The sequence below is a fragment of the Enterobacter sp. MGH 33 genome (assembly GCF_000534535.1).
Classification (GTDB): Bacteria; Pseudomonadota; Gammaproteobacteria; order Enterobacterales; family Enterobacteriaceae; genus Enterobacter; species Enterobacter hormaechei_C.
Genome location: NZ_KI973213.1, coordinates 1 through 19,171 on the forward strand (window position 1 = coordinate 1; position 19,171 = coordinate 19,171).

Consider the following 19,171-nt stretch of genomic DNA (forward strand, 5'->3'; position numbering starts at 1 on the left):
CTAAGTCCCGCGCCAATAAGTATATTTAGGTGTTCAGACTGAAAAAGAGCAGTTAACCAAGGTTCTATTCTTAAACGCAAAAAATCAGGAGTGATTTTATCTCCTGGTTTTGCCCATGAGCAGTGTCCAACAACTTTAAATGCACCAACTTCGCTGTGTGGATCCAACTGAACCGGAGACTGGTCATCTCCAAGCTTTAAGTATTGACTCACTTTGAATTCATCCTTCGTTAGAGTTAATAGCTGTTTTTCTTTTCAGCCTAAAATAGGTCGCCCTTGATATACCCGTTTTTTCCATTACTTCCTTAACTTGTACGTCCTTATTAATCAATTCATTAGCTAATTCAGCCTTCTTGTGAGGCTTTCTTCCGAATTTGACCCCCTTAATCATAGCGGTCTTCCGCCCATCGTTAGTTCGCTCCAAGATCCTTTCTCGTTCCGCCTCGGCAACAGCTGCTAGTATCTGGATAACCATTTTTCCCATTGTGCCTTCAGTACTAAGACCATTCTCTAGAAATCGGATAGCGATGCCTTTTTTATAGCAAGTATCCACAATACGAATCATATCAGCGGTATTACGTCCTAGACGATCCATTTTAGTACAGAGGATGATGTCATCTTTCTCCGCTCTGGCAAGGAGTCTCTGTAGCCCTGCACGCTCATCAGTTGCTCCTGACATCATGTCAGTAAATACACGATCATCCCTCACTCCCGCTGTTTTGAGTTCAGTAATCTGGCTCGTCAGTTTCTGATGGCTGGTTGATACTCTTGCATATCCTAATAATGCCATTTTGGTCTCATAAATCGATATTGATACTGCGTAGTATCATAAGGTATAAATCGCGATTTTTGATACTAATGTATGATGCCGTTTTGAGCAGTCTCACAATTTATAATATTTGAGACGGTTAAAAAAAGGACAGAACTCCCGTTTACGAAAGGATGCGCAATGAGTGATGACTTTCTTACCAGCGAACAGACAGAAAACTACGGTCGCTATGTGGCAGACCCAAATGAGGTTCAGCTGGCTCGGTATTTTCATCTGGATGAGCGTGACCTTGCTTTTATTAATCAGCGACGGGGAAAACATAACCGGCTGGGGATTGCACTTCAGCTGACTACGGCGCGCTTTCTGGGAACGTTTCTTCCTGATCCCCTTCAAATTCCCTCATTCATCCGTTTTTACATTGCGGCACAGTTGAACATCAGCCGACCAGAGATCCTTTCCCGGTATGCTGAAAGAGAAAATACCCGCTGGGAGCATCAGGGGCTTATCAAGCTCTATTATGATTATCATGATTTTGGTGATTTCCCCTGGACATTCAGACTGAAGCGTTTGCTCTATACTCGCGCCTGGCTCAGCAATGAGCGTCCAGGTCTGCTGTTTGATTTTGCTACCGCATGGTTGCTGCAAAATAAGATCCTGCTACCCGCAGCCTCGACTCTGACAAGGCTGATTGGCGAAGTACGCGAACGGGCAAGTCGACGATTATGGCGAAGGCTGGCTTTGTTGCCTGACAGCTGGCAGAAAACACAACTGGACGGTTTACTTGAAATACCTGAAGGGCAGCGTATATCGGTGCTGGAGGAGATGCGAAAAGGTCCTGTCACTATCAGTGGGCCGTCATTTACAGACGCCCTGGAGCGATATACCCGACTGCGTAGCATGGAGTTTTCCCGGTTGAATTTCTCCGGTCTGCCTGCCATCCAGCTGCGGAATTTGGCCCGTTATGCCGGAATGGCTTCGGTGAAATACATTTCAAGAATGCCTGACGAACGGCGACTGGCCGTGCTTACTGCGTTTGTGAAAGCACAGGAAATTTCGGCGCTTGACGAGGCCGTGGATGTGCTGGATATGCTTATTCTGGATATCACGCGTTCTGCAAAAAATATCGGGCAGAAAAAGCGGCTCAGGACCCTGAAAGATCTTGATCGTGCCGCGCTATTACTGGCACGGGCATGCACGTTATTACTTGATGAGAACACCGATGAAGCAGCTCTGCGGCAGGCTATTTTTCGCCGCATACCAAAGGACAAACTGGCTGAATCCGTCGGCAAGGTAAATGAGCTGGCGCGCCCGCAAGATACTCAGTTTCAGGATGAAATGGTGGAACAATATGGACGGGTGAAGCGTTTCCTGTCCGCGATGTTGCGTGACTTACACTTTCAGGCCGCCCCGGCCGGGGAGCTCACGTTGTCAGCAATCCATTATCTGGCCGAACTGAGTGGCTCAAAAAAGCGAATTCTCGACGATGCACCAGAGCAAATCATTTCCGGCCCATGGAAACGTCTGGTCTACGACAGAGATGGTAGGATTCTACGAGCGGGTTACTCGCTGTGTCTTCTCGAGCGCCTTCAAGATTCTTTGCGCCGTCGTGATCTCTGGCTGGAGAACAGTGATCGGTGGGGGGACCCGCGTCAAAAATTGCTTCAGGGAGCTGAATGGCAGGCACAACGCATCCCGGTATGTCGGGCGCTGGGTCATCCATCAGACGGAACTAAAGCAGCAGAACAACTGGCTACGCGGCTTGATGACACATGGAAATCAGTGGCTTCACGTTTTGCCTGCAACGCAGCGGTCAGCATAAGCAATGAAGGTAAGCATCCCTCACTGACGATTAGCAGTCTGGATAAACTGGATGAGCCACCGGCACTGATACAATTGAATCGTCGGGTAAGAGAATTGATCCCTCCGGTTGATCTGACGGAGCTGTTGCTTGAAATAGATGCCCGAACCGGTTTTACCCGCGAATTCAGCCACGTCAGTGAATCAGGTGCTCGGGCGCAGGATCTCCAGGTCAGTCTGTGCGCAACACTGCTGGCAGAAGCCTGCAATATAGGGCATGAACCCCTGATAAAGCATAATATTCCCGCGCTTACTCGCCATCGTCTGAGCTGGGTTAAACAAAATTATCTCAGGGCAGAAACGCTGGTCACCGCTAATGCACGGCTGGTTGATTTTCAGTCCACGCTGCCGCTCGCGGGGTACTGGGGAGGTGGTGAGGTTGCCTCCGCAGATGGTATGCGTTTTGTCACACCGGTTAAAACGGTTAATTCCGGACCAAATCGTAAATACTTTGGTTCAGGACGCGGTATCACCTGGTACAACTTCGTCTCCGATCAATACTCCGGTTTCCATGGCATTGTAGTTCCCGGGACGCTTCGTGATTCCATCTTTGTACTGGAAGGGCTTCTGGAGCAGCAGACCGGGCTGAATCCGGTAGAAATTATGACGGACACGGCAGGATCCAGCGATATCATTTTTGGCCTGTTCTGGTTACTGGGCTACCAGTTTTCCCCTCGTCTGGCCGATGCAGGCGGGGCGATATTCTGGCGGGCAGATAAAACGGCACATTATGGTGCCCTGAATGAGCTGGCCCGGGGATGTGTTGAACTGTCAAAAATAGAATCCCAATGGGATGAAATGATGCGAATGGCGGGCTCACTGAAGCTTGGGACCATCCATGCATCAGAGCTTATTCGTTCACTGTTGAGAAGTAGCCGACCATCTGGTCTGGCTCAGGCGATTATGGAAGTGGGCCGGGTCAACAAGACGTTGTATCTTCTCAACTATATCGATGATGAGGATTACCGGCGTCGGATCCTCACTCAGCTCAACCGGGGAGAAGGACGCCATGCAGTGGCTCGAGCCATTTGCTACGGACAACGTGGTGAGATTAGAAAACGCTACCGTGAAGGGCAGGAAGATCAACTCGGTGCTCTGGGTCTGGTGACCAATGCGGTTGTGCTGTGGAATACACTTTACATGCAGGAGGCGTTGTCACATCTTCGCAAATCGGGGGAAACACCTGAAGAGGAGCATCTGGCAAGATTATCGCCGCTGATACATGGCCATATAAATATGCTGGGACATTATACGTTTTCGTTACCGGAAGATATTCTGAAGGGCGAGTTAAGACCATTAAATTTGAATACAAACAATGAATTAACCTCTTAGCGTGGTTTTTTACATCATTGGACCTCGAACCCCGCTATCAGCCTATAAAATTTGATTGATTACTTCAATAGTTCTTGTAGCATTGAATTATGAAAAAAGATACCGCAACTCAAGTTTTTGAATCTCTGGCTTCTGGCATCCGGCTGGATGTCTATCGCTTGCTGGTGAAAGCCGGACCACAGGGGATGGTAGCGGGGCAAATTGCCTCAAGCCTTGCCATTGTTCCAAATAAATTGTCCTTTCATCTCAAGGCTATGACCCATGCCGAATTGCTCTCGGTTGAGCAGGAAGGACGCTTCCAGCGTTATCGGGCCAACATTCCCTTGATGCTGGAGTTGATAACTTTCCTGACTGAAGAGTGTTGTTCTGGCCATCCGGAAAAATGTATATCCCTGTACTCCAATCCCAGTTGCTCATCAACAGAGCCACTTTCACCCACCTGGATAAAATGTGAGGACTAGTTGAATGAACGTTTTGTTTCTGTGTACCGGTAACTCTTGTCGATCCATTCTCGCCGAAGCGACATTCAATCATCTGGCACCAGAAGGTTGGCATGGCATGAGTGCCGGAAGTCATCCGACAGGTCAGGTGCATCCCCGCTCCCTTGCTTTACTGGCTCGTGAAGGTATCGCCACTGAAGGTTATTACAGCAAGTCGTGGGAGAACCTACCCCTGGAACCGGATATCGTCGTCAGCGTCTGTGGCAATGCTGCCAATGAAACCTGTCCGGCCTATTTGGGTCCCGTGTTGCGAACCCATTGGGGAGTTGAGGATCCTGCTCATGTCGCAGGGACGGATGAGGAGATCGATGCGGCATTTGTTACGGCATATACCATTCTGCGTACGCGTATTGAGGCATTTTTTGCGCTTCCATTGGAAAAATTGCAGCAGGATAAAACCATGTTGAAAGCTGAACTGGACCGTATCGGCAATCTGTTGGGTTAGGTTTTTAGTCTGTTTATTTAGCTTATTAGGAGTGAAAACAAGTACATGAGCAAGTTATATCATGCACTAATACCTGGTCATATTTACTGTGGCGGCGCTAATGATATCCAGCAGATGGTGGACGAAGATGGCATCGACGTGGTGGTTGATTTACGTGCCGAAGCGACGGGCTGTGCTACACATCACCCAGAGGTGCAGTGGGTACATATTCCATTGAGCGATCATGCCGAAGAACCTGAGGAACAACTGTTCCGTGATGCAATACTCGCGGTAGTAGATGCCTATCAAAATGGTCATAAAGTGGCATTTCATTGTGGCGCAGGCAGGGGACGGACGGGAACTGTTGCAGCAGGTGTCTTGCTGGAATTAAAAATCAGCAAAACCGTACCGGAAGCGGTTGAGCGGGCTAAATCTATTCGTCCGGTATTCAACATCAAGCCAATTCAGTATCAGGCGTTAGGTCTCCTCTACCCTGAACCTGATTAAACACAGAAGTCCAGCTTCTCACCACTTTGGAGTAAGCACCCAAAGTGGAGTTGCTTAAAATTGTGGCTGTCATGATTGAGCGTTTCAATCTGGCGCAATAACTTACAGGATTGACCTGACAAGCTATCCGGCAGGAGATTAAGATGCAGAATCAACCATTCAACGTGCTGTTTCTTTGTACAGGCAATTCAACAAGAAGCATTATGGCTGAAGTGCTCATGAATCAGATGGGGCAAGGTAATTTTAAAGCTTACAGCGCTGGCACTCATCCTCGTGGAGAGCTGCATCCGATGACGACACTTTTCTTGCAGCAACATCAGATAGATACTTCAACGCTTTCCAGTAAAAGTTGGCTCTTATTTGCAGAAGTCCATGCTCCTAAAATGGACTTCATTTTTACTGTCTGCGATCAGGCAGCAGGAGAATCCTGCCCGGCCTGGCCTGGGCAACCGATTACTGCCCATTGGGGATTTTCCGATCCGGCCTTGTTTAAGGGGACTGAAGAGCAGAAGTTGAAAGAATTCAGCCGAATATACAAAGAAATTAGCAACCGGATTCGAATTTTTATGAGCCTGCCGTTTCATAAACTGGATCGTATGTCTCTTCAGCAAGAACTGAATCGTATTGGTAAGTAAACAGCCTTGCTAACATGTTTTATTTGGCATGATTATTCATTTTCATATATGAAAATTCAAATATATCTTTGACATTCCGCTGTCACAGAGAGACACTACCAGATAAAAGCAGGAGGGCTTATGCCGCAATTATCATCCATACAACTCTTCAAAAACCTGTCTGATGAAACGCGTCTGGGCATCGTTCTCTTGCTCAGAGAGATGGGGGAACTATGCGTATGTGATTTGTGTACGGCACTGGAGCAATCACAACCTAAAATATCCCGCCATCTGGCAATGCTGCGGGAAAGTGGGATTTTACTGGATCGTAAGCAGGGAAAATGGGTTAACTACCGCTTATCTCCACATATCCCCTCATGGGCCGCTCAGATTGTCGAGCAGGCTTGGCTAAGCCAGCAAGGCGACGTTCAGGCCATTGCCCGTAAGCTGGTGTCAGCCAACTGCTCTGGCAGCGGTAAAGCTGTCTGCATCTAAAAATTTTGCTTGTACACATATGTTTTTACGAATGTGAGGTATTGAGAATGAAAACGTTAACAGTGTTCGACCCGGCGATGTGTTGCAGTACCGGTGTTTGTGGCTCAGATGTCGACCAGGTACTGGTTGATTTTTCTGCTGATGTGCAATGGCTGAAAGAGCGAGGGGTTCAGATCGAGCGTTTCAACCTGGCGCAACAGCCGATGAGCTTCGTTGAGAACGAAAAAGTGAAAGCATTCCTCGAAGTATCAGGGGCTGAAGGGCTTCCGCTGCTGTTGCTGGATGGCGAAACGGTGATGGCAGGACGTTATCCCAGACGTGCTGAACTGGCTCGCTGGTTTGGCATTCCGCTGGAGAAAGTAGGCTTAGCACCAACAAGTTGCTGTGGTGGTAAGACTTCCTGTTGCTGAATATGTCAGGAGGACATATGAATTTTTTACAGAATATCCCGCCTTATCTGTTTTTTACCGGTAAAGGTGGTGTAGGTAAAACCTCTATTTCCTGCGCCACGGCTATACGCCTGGCTGAGCTGGGCAAACGTGTTTTGCTTGTCAGTACTGACCCGGCTTCAAACGTAGGCCAGGTCTTTGACCAGACGATTGGCAATACCATTTTGCCAGTGGCCTCCGTACCAGGGTTGTCAGCTCTGGAGATTGACCCGCAAGATGCGGCACAGCAATACCGGGCCAGAATCGTTGATCCTATTAAAGGTCTTTTGCCTGATGACGTTGTTAATGGTATCAACGAACAACTCTCGGGCGCATGCACGACAGAGATTGCTGCGTTCGATGAATTCACAGGCTTGTTGACGGATGCTTCTCTGCTGACCCGCTTCGATCACATCATTTTTGATACCGCCCCGACGGGTCACACTATTCGTCTTCTCCAGCTTCCTGGCGCCTGGAGTAGCTTCATTGAAAGTAACCCGGAAGGCGCTTCCTGCCTCGGCCCGATGGCGGGGCTGGAAAAGCAACGTGAGCAATATGCTCATGCGGTTGAAGCATTGTCTGACCCCGAACGTACGCGCCTGGTACTGGTCGCGAGACTGCAAAAATCAACACTGCAGGAAGTCGCCCGCACTCATGACGAATTATCAGCCATTGGCCTGAAAAATCAGTACCTGGTCATTAATGGTGTCCTGCCTGCGAGCGAAGCAGAACGTGACTCACTGGCCGCTGCAATATGGCAACGGGAGCAAGAGGCGCTGGCAAATCTTCCCGTGGGGTTATCTGACTTGCCGACAGACACACTGTTCCTTCAGCCACTGAATATGGTTGGTGTTTCCGCATTGAAAGGCCTGCTCAACGAACACGCGGAGATAGCATCGCTTCCTGAACAAAGTATACAAAACAAGCCAGAGAATATGTCGCTTTCTGGCCTGGTCGATGATATCGCCCGCAGTGAACACGGTTTGATTATGCTGATGGGCAAAGGTGGCGTGGGTAAAACCACAATGGCTGCGGCCATCGCTGTCAGGCTGGCGGACATGGGATTTGATGTCCATCTCACCACTTCGGATCCTGCCGCGCACCTGAGCACAACGCTGAACGGTAGCCTCAATAATCTGCAGGTTAGCCGAATCAACCCTCATGATGAAACCGAACGCTATCGCCAGCATATTCTGGAGACGAAGGGCCGGGATTTGGATGAAGCGGGGAAACGGCTGCTGGAAGAGGATTTACGTTCACCTTGCACTGAAGAGATTGCGGTGTTCCAGGCGTTCTCACGTGTCATCCGTGAAGCCGGCAAACGGTTTGTGGTCATGGATACGGCACCTACCGGGCATACGCTATTACTGCTTGATGCTACCGGGGCTTATCACCGTGAGATTGCTAAGAAGATGGGGGATAAAGGTCATTTTACCACTCCGATGATGCAGCTTCAGGACCCGGAACGTACCAAAGTTCTGCTGGTCACTCTGCCTGAAACCACACCAGTACTGGAGGCGGCAAACCTGCAGGCCGATCTTGAACGCGCAGGAATTCATCCCTGGGGCTGGATTATCAATAATAGTCTTTCCACTGCTGAGACGCGTTCACCACTACTTTGTCAGCGTGCTCAACAAGAGCTGCCTCAGATCGAAGCCGTGCAGAGCACACATGCCAAACGTGTCGCGTTAGTACCCGTGCTGGCATCAGAACCCACTGGCATCGAAAAACTCAGAGAGCTGGCTGTTTAATTTTTGTGTATACAGGGCGGCCGAGCCGCCCTGTCTGGAGGATTTATGTTACTGGCAGCCGCTATTTTTGTCCTGACCATCGTGTTGGTTATCTGGCAGCCGAAAGGATTAGGGATCGGCTGGAGTGCGACGCTGGGCGCGGTACTGGCGTTGATTTCTGGTGTTGTGCATTTAGGCGATATCCCTGTTGTCTGGAATATCGTCTGGAACGCTACAGCAACGTTTATTGCCGTGATTATTATCAGTCTGTTGCTCGATGAATCGGGCTTTTTCGAATGGGCGGCGCTGCACGTTTCACGTTGGGGCAATGGTCGTGGGCGTTTGCTGTTTACCTATATTGTTTTGCTCGGTGCAGCGGTGGCGGCACTGTTTGCTAATGATGGTGCAGCATTGATTCTGACGCCGATCGTGATCGCCATGTTGCTGGCATTAGGTTTCAGTAAAGGCACTACGCTGGCATTCGTGATGGCTGCCGGGTTTATTGCCGATACGGCCAGTCTGCCGCTTATCGTATCGAACCTGGTTAACATCGTTTCTGCTGACTTCTTTGGACTGGGCTTCACGGAGTATGCGTCGGTCATGGTGCCGGTGGATATCGCCGCCATTATCGCCACGCTGGTGATGCTGCATCTGTTTTTCCGTAAAGATATCCCGCCAACTTATGACCTGGCTCTTCTGAAAGCACCGGCAAAAGCGATTAAAGATCTGGCAACCTTCAGAACCGGCTGGATAGTGTTGATCCTTCTTCTGGTTGGCTTTTTCGTCCTTGAGCCGCTCGGTATTCCGGTCAGCGCGATTGCGGCTGTTGGCGCTGCCATCCTGTTTGTGGTGGCGAAACGAGGCCATGCCATTAACACCGGCAAAGTGCTGCGCGGTGCACCCTGGCAGATCGTCATCTTCTCACTGGGGATGTATCTGGTGGTCTATGGCCTGCGTAACGCCGGGCTAACGGAATACCTCTCCGGTGTGCTGAACGTGCTGGCAGATAAAGGCCTGTGGGCCGCGACGTTTGGTACTGGCTTCCTGACGGCTTTCCTGTCTTCCATCATGAACAACATGCCTACCGTGCTGGTTGGCGCGCTCTCTATTGATGGCAGCACCGCAACAGGCGTTATCAAAGAGGCGATGATTTATGCCAACGTGATTGGCTGCGATCTTGGGCCGAAAATTACACCTATTGGTAGCCTGGCAACGCTGCTCTGGCTGCATGTTCTGTCACAGAAGAACATGACCATCACCTGGGGATACTATTTCCGCACCGGGATCGTCATGACTCTGCCTGTGTTGTTTGTAACGCTGGCCGCGCTGGCGCTACGTCTCTCTGTCACTTTGTAATGAGATACTGAAATGAGCAACATCACCATTTATCACAACCCAGCCTGCGGCACATCGCGTAACACGCTGGAGATGATCCGCAACAGCGGTACTGAGCCGACCGTTATTCTTTACCTTGAGACTCCTCCTTCACGCGATGAGCTGGTCAAACTCATTGCCGATATGGGTATTGCAGTCCGGGCTTTGCTGCGTAAAAATGTCGAGCCTTATGAGGAACTGGGTCTTGCAGAAGATAAATTTACGGACGATCAGCTCATCGATTTTATGCTGCAACACCCGATCCTGATTAACCGCCCAATAGTGGTGACGCCGCTGGGAACTAAACTGTGCCGTCCTTCCGAGGTGGTTCTGGATATCCTTCCAGATGCTCAGAAAGCGGCTTTCACCAAGGAAGACGGTGAAAAAGTCGTTGATGGTGCAGGTAAACGACTGAAATAAAGATGAAGGGGGCAAATGCCCCCTTTTTACTGCCTCAGAGCATAAGACCTTAATCTTTTGGCTGAGTACTACTCCCTTCACCAAGATTTAGTTGTAGCAAAACCGTGTCCAGCCAGCGGCCATGCTTGAAACCAATGTCCTTCAGTGTGCCTATTTCAGTAAATCCTGCACGGATATGTAACGATACAGAAGCTACGTTTGCACTGTCCCCCACAACAGCAATCATCTGACGATATCCCCGGAACTGGGCCCATTTTAAAGCATGACCAAGCAATGCTTTTCCGACGCCCTGTCGCTGATAAGCCGGATCAATATATATCGAGTTTTCAACCGTAAACCGATAAGCATGGCGTTCGCGGTAACGCGAAATATAACAGTAGCCAATGACGGTATCGCCCAGCAGGGCGACATACCATGGGAATCCCTGAGACTGAACGTTTCTCAGTCGGCTAAGCATCTCTTGTGCGTCCGGGGGGTCGGTTTCGAAGCTACCTGTACCATGCAGGACGTGGTGAGCATAAATATTGCGTATCGCAGTACTATGCTGTTCTTTAGCATTGATAATATGCATCGTATCACTCCAGTAATGATGTTTTACAAACTACCGGAATTCGCGACGGTAGGTTAAACGCTTAAACTTATAACCTGTATAAGGGGTCGCCTCAGAAAACGGAATCTATGGTCACTCCCGTTTTTGCAACACCGATTTTGACGATAAATTGGCTTGCTTGAATCTATCCGGCGTCTGAATGGGATTTTATTCCCGCGCCTCGATGAGTTCCGCGCCTGATGAACCTCCAGAAAATATACGGCTTCAATGAGCCTTTCCGTTTTACAGGTTCCTCAACAGGCCGGTGGGCCGTTAGTATCATCAATATCAGTATTCGCAAAACCAGATCAGTGATTCTTTAAACCGGTGTATTTCTGCCGTTATGCTACATAAGTTTGCTGTCGTGCCGTTAGGGCCCAGGCTATTCTGGCCAGCTTGTTTGCCAGAGCACAAGTGACGACAAAGTTGCTTTTCCTACACAGTAGATCCCTGACCCAATCGGCCAATTTGCCAGACTGGTGTTCCAGTTTTTGTATGAATACCCTGGCACATTGAACCAACAAAGTTCGGATCTTTTTGTTACCTCGCTTACTAATTCCCAGCAATGTCGTCCGACCTCCCGTGCTGTACTGTCGAGGCACTAGCCCTGTTGCCGCCGCAAAGTCACGACTGCTGGCGTACTGCTTCCCGTCGCCAATCTCAGTTGAAATAGTACTCGCTGTCAGTGTTCCGACGCAGGGAATGCTCAGCAAGCGCTGTCCAATCTCATCTTCGTCCAACTTTCGTTTCAACTGGGATTCCAAATCTTTAATCTGCTCAACAAGATAGTGATAATGCTGTTGTAATTTCAGCAATAACTGGCTGAGGTATAGAGGCAAACTATTGTCCTCAAGAAGGGTACTCAGTCGGCTAATAACGGCAGCTCCTCGTGGAACGCTGATGCCAAATTCCAGCAGAAAAGCATGCATCTGATTGGTTGTTTTTACCTTATCCTGAACCAGGGATTCACGGACACGATGCAGCGCACGCATTGCCTGCTGAGATTCAGTTCTGGGCTGTACAAAACGCATAGACGGACGCGATGCAGCTTCACAAATAGCTTCGGCGTCGACAAAGTCGTTTTTGTTACTTTTAACGAATGGACGGACAAATTGTGGTGATATCAGCTTAGGAAAATGCCCCAACTCTTCCAACTTGCGTGCCATAAAGTGAGAGCCACCACAGGCTTCCATTGCGATGGTTGTAGCGGGGCATGTCGCCAAAAATTCGATTAACTTTGGCCGTGTAAATTTTTTACGGTAAACAGCCTTGCCGCGACGATCCTGGCAATGAATATGGAAAGAGTTTTTACCCAGATCGATACCAATGAGCGCAATGTTTTCCATGATAGTTCTCCGAATGAAAGCCTGTCCTCAGCATAGTACCGGGAAGGAGGGAGTGACCATCTCATTAAATAAAGCACGCTAAGCCGGTTGCAGCGGTCGTAGCGGCCTGAACTTGCCCGCGCCGATCTTGGCGCTGCTGCGCCAGAGGTAATCGCCGGTGAGGTTGATGTGCTCCCAACCGAGCGGCGACAGGTACTGCAACAGCGCGTCATCAACGGCATGGCCGTTGCCACGCAGCGCGTGCGCAGCCCGTTCCAGATAGACCGTGTTCCACAACACGACGGCAGCCGTTACCAGATTGAGGCCGCTAGCCCGGTAGCGCTGCTGCTCGAAACTGCGGTCGCGGATTTCACCCAGGCGGTTGAAAAACACTGCCCTGGCCAGCGCATTGCGCGCCTCGCCCTTGTTCAGGCCGGCATGCACGCGGCGGCGCAGTTCCACGCTTTGCAGCCAGTCCAGGATGAACAGCGTGCGCTCGATGCGGCCCAGCTCGCGGAGCGCCACGGCCAGGCCGTTCTGGCGTGGGTAGCTGCCGAGCTTTCGGAGCATCAGGGAGGCCGTCACCGTGCCCTGCTTGATCGAGGTGGCCAGCCGCAGGATTTCGTCCCAATGGGCGCGGACGTGCTTGATGTTGAGCGTGCCGCCGATCATGGGTTTCAGCGCGTCATAGGCGGCGTCGCCCTTCGGGATGTAGAGCTTGGTGTCGCCCAGGTCGCGGATGCGCGGCGCGAAGCGGAAGCCCAGGAGGTGCATCAGGGCGAAGACGTGATCGGTGAAGCCCGCCGTGTCGGTGTAATGCTCCTCGATCCGCAAGTCGGACTCGTGGTACAGCAGGCCGTCGAGCACGTAGGTCGAATCGCGCACGCCGACGTTCACGACCTTGGTGTGAAATGGCGCGTACTGGTCAGAAATGTGGGTGTAGAACGTCCGCCCTGGGCTGCTCCCGTATTTCGGGTTGATGTGGCCGGTGCTCTCGGCCTTGCTGCCGGTGCGGAAGTTCTGGCCGTCCGACGATGAGGTGGTGCCGTCGCCCCAGTGCTCGGCGAAGGGATGGCGGAACTGTGCGTTGACCAGATCGGCCAGCGCCGCCCCGTAGGTACGTCGCGGATGTGCCAGGCTTGCAGCCAAGCCAGCTTGGCGTAGGTCGTGCCGGGGCAAGACTCCGCCATCTTGGTCAGGCCCAGGTTGATCGCGTCGGCGAGGATCGTGGTCAGCAACAGGTTCTTGTCTTTGGCCGGGTCGCCCGATTTCAGATGCGCGAAATGCCGAGTGAAGCCCGTCCATTCGTCCACCTCCAGCAGCAGTTCGGTGATCTTGACGTGCGGCAGGATCATTGCCGTCTGGTCGATCAGCGCTTGGGCGGTGTCGGGTACCGCCGCGTCGAGCGGCGTGATCTTCAAGCCTGACTCGGTGATGATGGCGTCCGGCAGCTCGTTGGCCGTCGCCATACGGTTGACGGTGGCAAGCTGTGTTTCCAGCAGCGTCAGCCGGTCGTTCAGGTACCGGTTGCAGTCGGTGGCCACGGCCAGCGGCAATTCGCTGGCCTGCTTGAGGCTGGCGAATTTCGCGGGCGGCACCAGGTAGTCCTCGAAGTCCTTGAACTGGCGCGACCCCTGCACCCAGATGTCGCCGGAACGCAACGCGTTCTTCATCTCCGACAGCGCGCACAGTTCGTAGTAGCGCCGGTCGATGCCGGTGTCGGTCATGACCAGCTTCTGCCAGCGCGGCTTGATGAACTCGGTCGGCGCGTCGGCGGGCACCTTGCTGGCGTTGTCGCTGTTCATGCCGCGCAGCACCTCGATGGCGTCGAGCACGTCCTTCGCGGCGGGAGCGGCCCGCAGCTTGAGCACGGCAAGGAATTCCGGCGCGTAGCGGCGCAGCGTGGCGTAGCTTTCGCCGATGCGGTGCAGGAAATCGAAGTCCTCGGGCTGCGCAAGCTTCTGCGCTTCGGTGACGCTCTCGGCGAAGGCATCCCAGGACATGACGGCCTCGATGGCGGCGAACGGATCGCGGCCCGCCTGCTTGGCCTCGATCAGCGCCTGGCCGATGCGGCCGAACAGCCGCACCTTGGCGTTGATCGCCTTGCCGGACGCCTGGAATTGCTGCTGATGCTTGTTCTTGGCGGCGTTGAACAGCTTGCCCAGGATGCGGTCGTGCAGGTCGATGATTTCGTCGGTGACGGTGGCCATGCCCTCGATGGCAAGCGCCACCAGGGTGGCATAGCGTCGCTGCGCCTCGAACTTGGCCAGGTCGGCGGGCGTCATCTGGCCACCCTCACGGGCGATCTTGAGCAGGCGGTTCTGGTGCACCGACCGCTCGATGCCAGAAGGCAGGTCGAGCGCCTGCCACGCTTTGAGGCGTTCGATGTGTTCCAGCATGTGCCGCGAATTCGGTTTGACGGGCGATTGGCGCAGCCAGGCCAGCCAGGTCGTTTTGCCGTTGTCCCGACGCTTGAGCAGATCGTCGAGGCGGCGGCGATGCGCGTCCGACAGCGGTTCGGCCAAGGCATCGTAGATGCGCCGGTTGGCGCGGGTGATTGCTTCGGCGCTCGCCCGCTCGACGGCGTTGAGGGCAGGCAGAATGACCGACTGCTGCCGCAGGTGCTCGATCAAGGTGCTGGCCAGCACGATGCCCTTGTCGGTCTGCAAGGCCATCTCGGTCAGCAACTGGACGGCCTGCCGGTAGTGGCCCATGGTAAAGGGCTGGAAGCCGAACACCGTTTGCAGTTCGACCAGGTGCTCGCGCCGGGTCTGCTCCCGCTGCCCGTATTCGTCCCAGCTTTCGACGCTGACCTTGAGCTGGTCGGCGACCAGTTTCAACAAGGGCGGAAACGGCGGCTCATCGACGCCCAGGATGACACCAGGAAAGCGCAGGTAACAGAGCTGCACGGCGAAGCCCAGCCGGTTGGCCGGGCCGCGCCGCTGCCGGATGATGGAGAGGTCGGTTTCGCTGAACGTGTAGTGACGGATCAACTCATCCTTGGTGTCCGGCAACGCCAGCAGGCTTTCGCGCTCGGCGGCGGACAGGATTGAACGACGTGGCATATTTACTGATCCGTTCTCAAGTATTGATACAGGGTTTCGCGACTGATTCCGAATTCACGAGCCAGCTTGGTCTTTTGCTCGCCAGCCTCGACACGTTGGCGCAGTTCGGCAATACGCTCAGACGACAGGGATTTCTTCCTGCCACGGTAGGCCCCGCGCTGCTTGGCGAGCGCGATGCCCTCGCGCTGCCGCTCGCGGATCAAGGCGCGTTCGAACTCGGCGAACGCGCCCATTACCGACAGCATCAGGTTCGCCATCGGCGAGTCCTCGCCGGTGAAGGTCAAATGCTCCTTAAGGAACTCGATGCGTACGCCGCGCTGGGTGAGGCCCTGCACCAGGCGGCGCAGGTCGTCGAGGTTGCGCGCCAGACGATCCATGCTGTGCACCACGACCGTGTCGCCTTCGCGCACGAAGGCGAGCAGCCGTTCCAGTTCGGGCCGCCGTGTGTCCTTGCCCGACGCCTTGTCGGTGAACACTTTATCCACCTGGATCTGTTCGAGCTGCCGTTCTGGGTTCTGGTCGAAGCTGCTGACGCGGACGTAACCGATGCGCTGACCGTGCAAGGTATCCTCCTGAGGGAAATGTGTCAGGAAGAAATCTATGACCCTTGACGGCGTATGTCAATCAATTCGGAAGGCAACTCTATTCTGACGATTTAGCGCCGGATGGTCTGACGCCAAGTTAGGGTATGCCTCAATCTGACGGCTGCGAACCGCCAGGGACAGGCGCAATGTCAGATTCTGTCGCGGCCTTGGCGCGTGCCTGGAAGCGTTCATAGCAATCCAGCCCGCAGAAATGTTCGACGTATTCCGCGCCTTCCGGGGTGAAGGCGGCATCGAGCGGAATTTCTTTGCAGCATACGCAGCAGGTGGTGCAACTGGCAGTGTTCGGGGCGTTTGCGTTCATGGTGGTACTCCTCCAGATTGGTAGCGAAGCTCAAAGCTGCCCACTCTCGGCTGGCTGGGAAGCGGTCATGATCTTCCCTTGAAGGCCCGCAGCAGCCGCGTCACAGACAGGACAAACAAGCCGGTCAGCGTGAGGGCTGCAATACCCCAGTGCTCCCCGATGAACGCGCCGGCCGTCGTGCCGGCTAGCACAATGGCGAGAATCGGCAAATGGCAGGGACAGGTGAGCACGGCCAGCGCGCCCCACAAGTAGCCGGTGATCGGTTTGTGCGTCTCAGACGGCAAGTGCTCTGGGCTGTTCATGGCAGACTCTCCGCGTGCTGTGCCGGTTCGGTTGGCATGGCGGCCAGTTGCATTTCGAGGCTGGCCAGGGCCTCGCGCCGACGCTCGACGAGTTGCCGCAACACGGCAAGCTGCGCAGACGCACCGTCACCGTCCGCAGCATCCAGCGCCCGGCACAGCCGCGCCAGTGCGTCCAGGCCGATACCCGCTTCGAAGGCAGCCCGTACAAAGCGCAGCCGTTGCAACGCGGTGTCATCGAACAAGCCGTAGCCGCCCGTGGTGCACGCGACCGGCCGTAGCAATCCGCGCAGCAGGTAGTCGCGCACGATATGCACGCTCACCCCGGCATCAAGGGCCAGCCGGGACACTGTGTAGGCGCTCATTGAACACCTCCTTTTCCTCATCCGGCGCAGCACGAAAGCTGCTTCACGTCCTTGCTGAAGGTCTGCGCCGCGAGCTTCAGCCCTTCGACCATGGTCAGGTAGGGGAACAATTGGTCGGCCAGTTCCTGCACGGTCATACGGTTGCGAATGGCGAGCACCGCCGTCTGGATCAGTTCACCCGCTTCCGGGGCCACCGCTTGCACGCCGATGAGCCGTCCGCTACCTTCCTCGATGACCAGCTTGATGAAGCCGCGTGTGTCGAAGTTGGCAAGCGCACGCGGCACGTTGTCCAAGGTCAAGGTGCGACTGTCGGTCTCGATCCCGTCGTGATGTGCTTCCGCCTCGCTGTAGCCCACGGTGGCGACCTGCGGGTCGGTGAACACCACGGCCGGCATTGCGGTCAGGTCCAGGGCCGCATCGCCGCCAGTCATGTTGATCGCAGCACGGGTGCCGGCCGCTGCCGCCACATAGACGAACTGAGGCTGGTCGGTGCAGTCGCCAGCCGCATAAATGTGTGGCGTACTGGTGCGCATGCCCTTGTCGATGACGATGGCCCCCTGCGCATTGGCAGCGACTCCCGCCGCTTCCAATGCCAGGCTGCGCGTGTTCGGTGCCCTGCCAGTGGCGACCAGCAGCTGGTCGGCGCGTATTTCACCGTACCCGGTGGTCAGCACGAATTCGCCGTCCACATGCGCGACCTGGCTGGCTTGCGTGTATTCCAATACCTTGATCCCTTCGGCACGGAACGCGGCTGTAACGGCCTCGCCGATGGCCGGGTCTTCGCGGAAGAACAGCGTGCTGCGTGCCAGGATCGTCACTTTGCTGCCCAGCCGGGCAAAGGCTTGCGCCAGTTCCAGCGCCACCACAGACGAGCCGATCACGGCCAGGCGCTCGGGAATGGTGTCGCTGACCAGGGCCTCGGTGGAAGTCCAGTAGGGTGACTCTTTCAGGCCCGGAATCGGCGGCACGGCCGGGCTGGCACCCGTGGCGACCAGGCAGCGGTCGAACGCCACCACACGCTCGCCGCCATCGTTTAAACGGACGGCAAGGCTCTGGTCGTCCTTGAAACGCGCTTCACCATGCAGCACGGTGATGGCCGGGTTGCTGTCCAGGATGCCTTCGTACTTGGCGTGGCGCAGCTCATCGACGCGCGCCTGCTGCTGGGCCAGTAGTTTGCTGCGATCAATCGCAGGCACAGTCGCCGCGATGCCACTGTCGAATGGGCTTTCACGGCGCAAATGGGCGATATGGGCAGCGCGGATCATGATCTTGGACGGCACGCAGCCGACATTGACGCAAGTACCGCCGATGGTGCCGCGCTCGATCAGCGTGACGTTCGCACCTTGCTCGACGGCCTTCAGCGCCGCCGCCATCGCGGCTCCGCCGCTGCCAATAACGGCGACGTGCAGTCCGTCCCCATCACCACCAGCCTTGTCGCCACCGCCCAGCCATCCCAGCGCCTTGCCAAGCAGTCTGCCCCGCGCTGAAGTGGATGGGGCATCGGCGGGTGTGGCCTTGTAGCCGAGGCCGGCCACAGCGGCGGTCAGCGCCTCTGGCGAGGTGCCGGGATCGGTGGCGAGTTGCGCGGAGCCTTTCGGGTAGGACACGAGCGCCGACAGCACGCCCGGCACTTTCTCCAGGGCGTCCTTGACATGTGTCGCGCACGAGTCGCAGGTCATTCCGGTGATATTCAAATACATTGCATCGTTCCTTTTCGTTTCGGCAACTGCCAATGCAGTTAGCCGTGTTTGGGTGGTAGTTCGCAGCGGCGGTTGGCCGGTGAGAGCAGATCCCAGATCGACACCCCGATCATCAAGGCCAGACCGACATAGAGGAGGTTCGCCGTCCACCAATTGCCAAAAAACAAGAGCATGGCCGCCAGCACGATGGCTGGGCCGACCATCCCGAGCAGGCTGCGGTACCATTGCCGATGACTCAGCCAGCCCAGTGCATTCGCCAGCAAAGCCACGACTGCGAACAGCGGCAGCAGCTTGGAGATAAACAACCCTTCGTATTCCTGTAGAAAGCCAAGGCCGATGGCCGCGCCCAGGCTGGCGATAGCCGGGAAACAGGCAGCGCATCCCATCGCGGAAACAACGCTGCCAAGCGCGCCAGCCTTGTCGGCAATGCGTGTAATCAGTCCCATGATCGCCCCAGGTTCGGGTTCAGTGGC

At 54.4% G+C, this 19,171-nt stretch carries 19 protein-coding genes and 2 pseudogenes; 10 read left to right on the forward strand and 11 right to left on the reverse strand.

Features of this window, described 5'->3' with window-relative positions; all coding sequences use genetic code 11:
• Both L379_RS25980 and L379_RS01190 read right to left on the reverse strand, forming a co-directional pair.
• Positions 1-212, reverse strand: a pseudogene (locus tag L379_RS25980) (hypothetical protein); the annotation flags it as partial.
• Positions 213-219: 7 nt separating this feature from the next.
• Positions 220-789 carry a recombinase family protein gene (locus L379_RS01190; protein ID WP_004098989.1) on the reverse strand — a complete coding sequence of 190 codons (570 nt, stop codon included), beginning with the start codon at positions 787-789 and terminating at the stop codon, positions 220-222.
• A 159-nt stretch (positions 790-948) separates the two neighbouring features.
• On the opposite strand from L379_RS01190, the gene L379_RS01185 reads away from it, so the two are divergent.
• The 10 genes from L379_RS01185 (at position 949) to arsC (ending at position 10,449) form a co-directional block, all read left to right on the forward strand.
• Positions 949-3,957: a Tn3 family transposase gene (locus L379_RS01185; protein WP_016156490.1), complete on the forward strand. Its 3,009-nt coding sequence runs from the start codon at positions 949-951 to the stop codon at positions 3,955-3,957.
• An 89-nt stretch (positions 3,958-4,046) separates the two neighbouring features.
• Positions 4,047-4,418 carry an ArsR/SmtB family transcription factor gene (locus L379_RS01180; RefSeq protein ID WP_032655866.1) on the forward strand — a complete coding sequence of 124 codons (372 nt, stop codon included), beginning with the start codon at positions 4,047-4,049 and terminating at the stop codon, positions 4,416-4,418.
• A gap of 4 nt (positions 4,419-4,422) precedes the next feature.
• Positions 4,423-4,902, forward strand: coding sequence for an arsenate reductase ArsC (locus L379_RS01175; protein ID WP_032655868.1), 480 nt, complete (start codon positions 4,423-4,425; stop codon positions 4,900-4,902).
• A 45-nt stretch (positions 4,903-4,947) separates the two neighbouring features.
• Positions 4,948-5,388: a protein-tyrosine phosphatase family protein gene (locus L379_RS01170; protein WP_032655870.1), complete on the forward strand. Its 441-nt coding sequence runs from the start codon at positions 4,948-4,950 to the stop codon at positions 5,386-5,388.
• 143 nt (positions 5,389-5,531) lie between these two features.
• The gene (locus tag L379_RS01165) at positions 5,532-6,023 is read left to right on the forward strand and encodes an arsenate reductase ArsC (protein WP_032655872.1); all 492 of its coding nucleotides are present in this window, start codon (positions 5,532-5,534) and stop codon (positions 6,021-6,023) included.
• Between the two features lie 120 nt (positions 6,024-6,143).
• Positions 6,144-6,497: an As(III)-sensing metalloregulatory transcriptional repressor ArsR gene (gene arsR, locus L379_RS01160; RefSeq protein WP_032655874.1), complete on the forward strand. Its 354-nt coding sequence runs from the start codon at positions 6,144-6,146 to the stop codon at positions 6,495-6,497.
• A 47-nt stretch (positions 6,498-6,544) separates the two neighbouring features.
• Positions 6,545-6,907, forward strand: a complete 363-nt coding sequence (gene arsD / locus L379_RS01155) for an arsenite efflux transporter metallochaperone ArsD (RefSeq protein ID WP_032655876.1) — start codon at positions 6,545-6,547, stop codon at positions 6,905-6,907.
• Positions 6,908-6,924: 17 nt separating this feature from the next.
• Positions 6,925-8,676: an arsenite efflux transporter ATPase subunit ArsA gene (arsA, locus tag L379_RS01150; RefSeq protein ID WP_032655878.1), complete on the forward strand. Its 1,752-nt coding sequence runs from the start codon at positions 6,925-6,927 to the stop codon at positions 8,674-8,676.
• A 45-nt stretch (positions 8,677-8,721) separates the two neighbouring features.
• Entirely contained in the window at positions 8,722-10,011 is a 1,290-nt protein-coding gene (gene arsB, locus L379_RS01145) for an arsenite efflux transporter membrane subunit ArsB (RefSeq protein WP_032655881.1), read from the forward strand.
• Between the two features lie 12 nt (positions 10,012-10,023).
• Positions 10,024-10,449 (forward strand): glutaredoxin-dependent arsenate reductase, encoded by a 426-nt coding sequence (arsC, locus tag L379_RS01140; RefSeq protein WP_032655882.1) that lies wholly within the window; start codon positions 10,024-10,026, stop codon positions 10,447-10,449.
• 49 nt (positions 10,450-10,498) lie between these two features.
• On the opposite strand, the gene L379_RS01135 is transcribed toward arsC, so the two are convergent.
• The 9 genes and pseudogenes from L379_RS01135 to merC form a co-directional block, all read right to left on the reverse strand.
• On the reverse strand, positions 10,499-11,020 hold the full coding sequence (locus L379_RS01135) for a GNAT family N-acetyltransferase (RefSeq protein WP_032655884.1): 522 nt from the start codon (positions 11,018-11,020) through the stop codon (positions 10,499-10,501).
• Between the two features lie 359 nt (positions 11,021-11,379).
• Positions 11,380-12,384, reverse strand: coding sequence for an IS110-like element IS4321 family transposase (locus L379_RS01130; protein ID WP_000427620.1), 1,005 nt, complete (start codon positions 12,382-12,384; stop codon positions 11,380-11,382).
• Positions 12,385-12,462: 78 nt separating this feature from the next.
• Positions 12,463-15,428 (reverse strand): annotated as a pseudogene (locus L379_RS0124420) (Tn3 family transposase).
• A 2-nt stretch (positions 15,429-15,430) separates the two neighbouring features.
• The gene (locus L379_RS01125; RefSeq protein WP_003124096.1) at positions 15,431-15,991 is read right to left on the reverse strand and encodes a recombinase family protein; all 561 of its coding nucleotides are present in this window, start codon (positions 15,989-15,991) and stop codon (positions 15,431-15,433) included.
• A gap of 130 nt (positions 15,992-16,121) precedes the next feature.
• On the reverse strand, positions 16,122-16,334 hold the full coding sequence (locus L379_RS01120; RefSeq protein WP_000993245.1) for a DUF3330 domain-containing protein: 213 nt from the start codon (positions 16,332-16,334) through the stop codon (positions 16,122-16,124).
• 65 nt (positions 16,335-16,399) lie between these two features.
• Complete coding sequence (gene merE, locus L379_RS01115) at positions 16,400-16,636, reverse strand: broad-spectrum mercury transporter MerE (RefSeq protein ID WP_001087807.1); 237 nt, start codon at positions 16,634-16,636, stop codon at positions 16,400-16,402.
• The gene (gene merD, locus L379_RS01110) at positions 16,633-16,998 is read right to left on the reverse strand and encodes a mercury resistance co-regulator MerD (RefSeq protein WP_001277463.1); all 366 of its coding nucleotides are present in this window, start codon (positions 16,996-16,998) and stop codon (positions 16,633-16,635) included. Before merD ends, merE begins: the two co-directional genes overlap by 4 nt.
• A gap of 17 nt (positions 16,999-17,015) precedes the next feature.
• Positions 17,016-18,698: a mercury(II) reductase gene (gene merA, locus L379_RS01105; protein ID WP_000281123.1), complete on the reverse strand. Its 1,683-nt coding sequence runs from the start codon at positions 18,696-18,698 to the stop codon at positions 17,016-17,018.
• Positions 18,699-18,736: 38 nt separating this feature from the next.
• Positions 18,737-19,144: an organomercurial transporter MerC gene (gene merC, locus L379_RS01100; protein ID WP_000522993.1), complete on the reverse strand. Its 408-nt coding sequence runs from the start codon at positions 19,142-19,144 to the stop codon at positions 18,737-18,739.
• Positions 19,145-19,171 lie beyond the last annotated feature (27 nt).

Excerpts from the sequence above, each read along its gene's own strand:
- L379_RS01190 (WP_004098989.1), bottom strand. The coding sequence starts at position 789 with ATGGCATTATTAGGATATGCAAGAGTATCAACCAGCCATCAGAAACTG.
- L379_RS01185 (WP_016156490.1), top strand. The coding sequence starts at position 949 with ATGAGTGATGACTTTCTTACCAGCGAACAGACAGAAAACTACGGTCGC.
- L379_RS01180 (WP_032655866.1), top strand. The coding sequence starts at position 4,047 with ATGAAAAAAGATACCGCAACTCAAGTTTTTGAATCTCTGGCTTCTGGC.
- L379_RS01175 (WP_032655868.1), top strand. The coding sequence starts at position 4,423 with ATGAACGTTTTGTTTCTGTGTACCGGTAACTCTTGTCGATCCATTCTC.
- L379_RS01170 (WP_032655870.1), top strand. The coding sequence starts at position 4,948 with ATGAGCAAGTTATATCATGCACTAATACCTGGTCATATTTACTGTGGC.
- L379_RS01165 (WP_032655872.1), top strand. The coding sequence starts at position 5,532 with ATGCAGAATCAACCATTCAACGTGCTGTTTCTTTGTACAGGCAATTCA.
- arsR (WP_032655874.1), top strand. The coding sequence starts at position 6,144 with ATGCCGCAATTATCATCCATACAACTCTTCAAAAACCTGTCTGATGAA.
- arsD (WP_032655876.1), top strand. The coding sequence starts at position 6,545 with ATGAAAACGTTAACAGTGTTCGACCCGGCGATGTGTTGCAGTACCGGT.
- arsA (WP_032655878.1), top strand. The coding sequence starts at position 6,925 with ATGAATTTTTTACAGAATATCCCGCCTTATCTGTTTTTTACCGGTAAA.
- arsB (WP_032655881.1), top strand. The coding sequence starts at position 8,722 with ATGTTACTGGCAGCCGCTATTTTTGTCCTGACCATCGTGTTGGTTATC.
- arsC (WP_032655882.1), top strand. The coding sequence starts at position 10,024 with ATGAGCAACATCACCATTTATCACAACCCAGCCTGCGGCACATCGCGT.
- L379_RS01135 (WP_032655884.1), bottom strand. The coding sequence starts at position 11,020 with ATGCATATTATCAATGCTAAAGAACAGCATAGTACTGCGATACGCAAT.
- L379_RS01130 (WP_000427620.1), bottom strand. The coding sequence starts at position 12,384 with ATGGAAAACATTGCGCTCATTGGTATCGATCTGGGTAAAAACTCTTTC.
- L379_RS01120 (WP_000993245.1), bottom strand. The coding sequence starts at position 16,334 with ATGAACGCAAACGCCCCGAACACTGCCAGTTGCACCACCTGCTGCGTA.
- merE (WP_001087807.1), bottom strand. The coding sequence starts at position 16,636 with ATGAACAGCCCAGAGCACTTGCCGTCTGAGACGCACAAACCGATCACC.
- merD (WP_001277463.1), bottom strand. The coding sequence starts at position 16,998 with ATGAGCGCCTACACAGTGTCCCGGCTGGCCCTTGATGCCGGGGTGAGC.
- merA (WP_000281123.1), bottom strand. The coding sequence starts at position 18,698 with ATGTATTTGAATATCACCGGAATGACCTGCGACTCGTGCGCGACACAT.
- merC (WP_000522993.1), bottom strand. The coding sequence starts at position 19,144 with ATGGGACTGATTACACGCATTGCCGACAAGGCTGGCGCGCTTGGCAGC.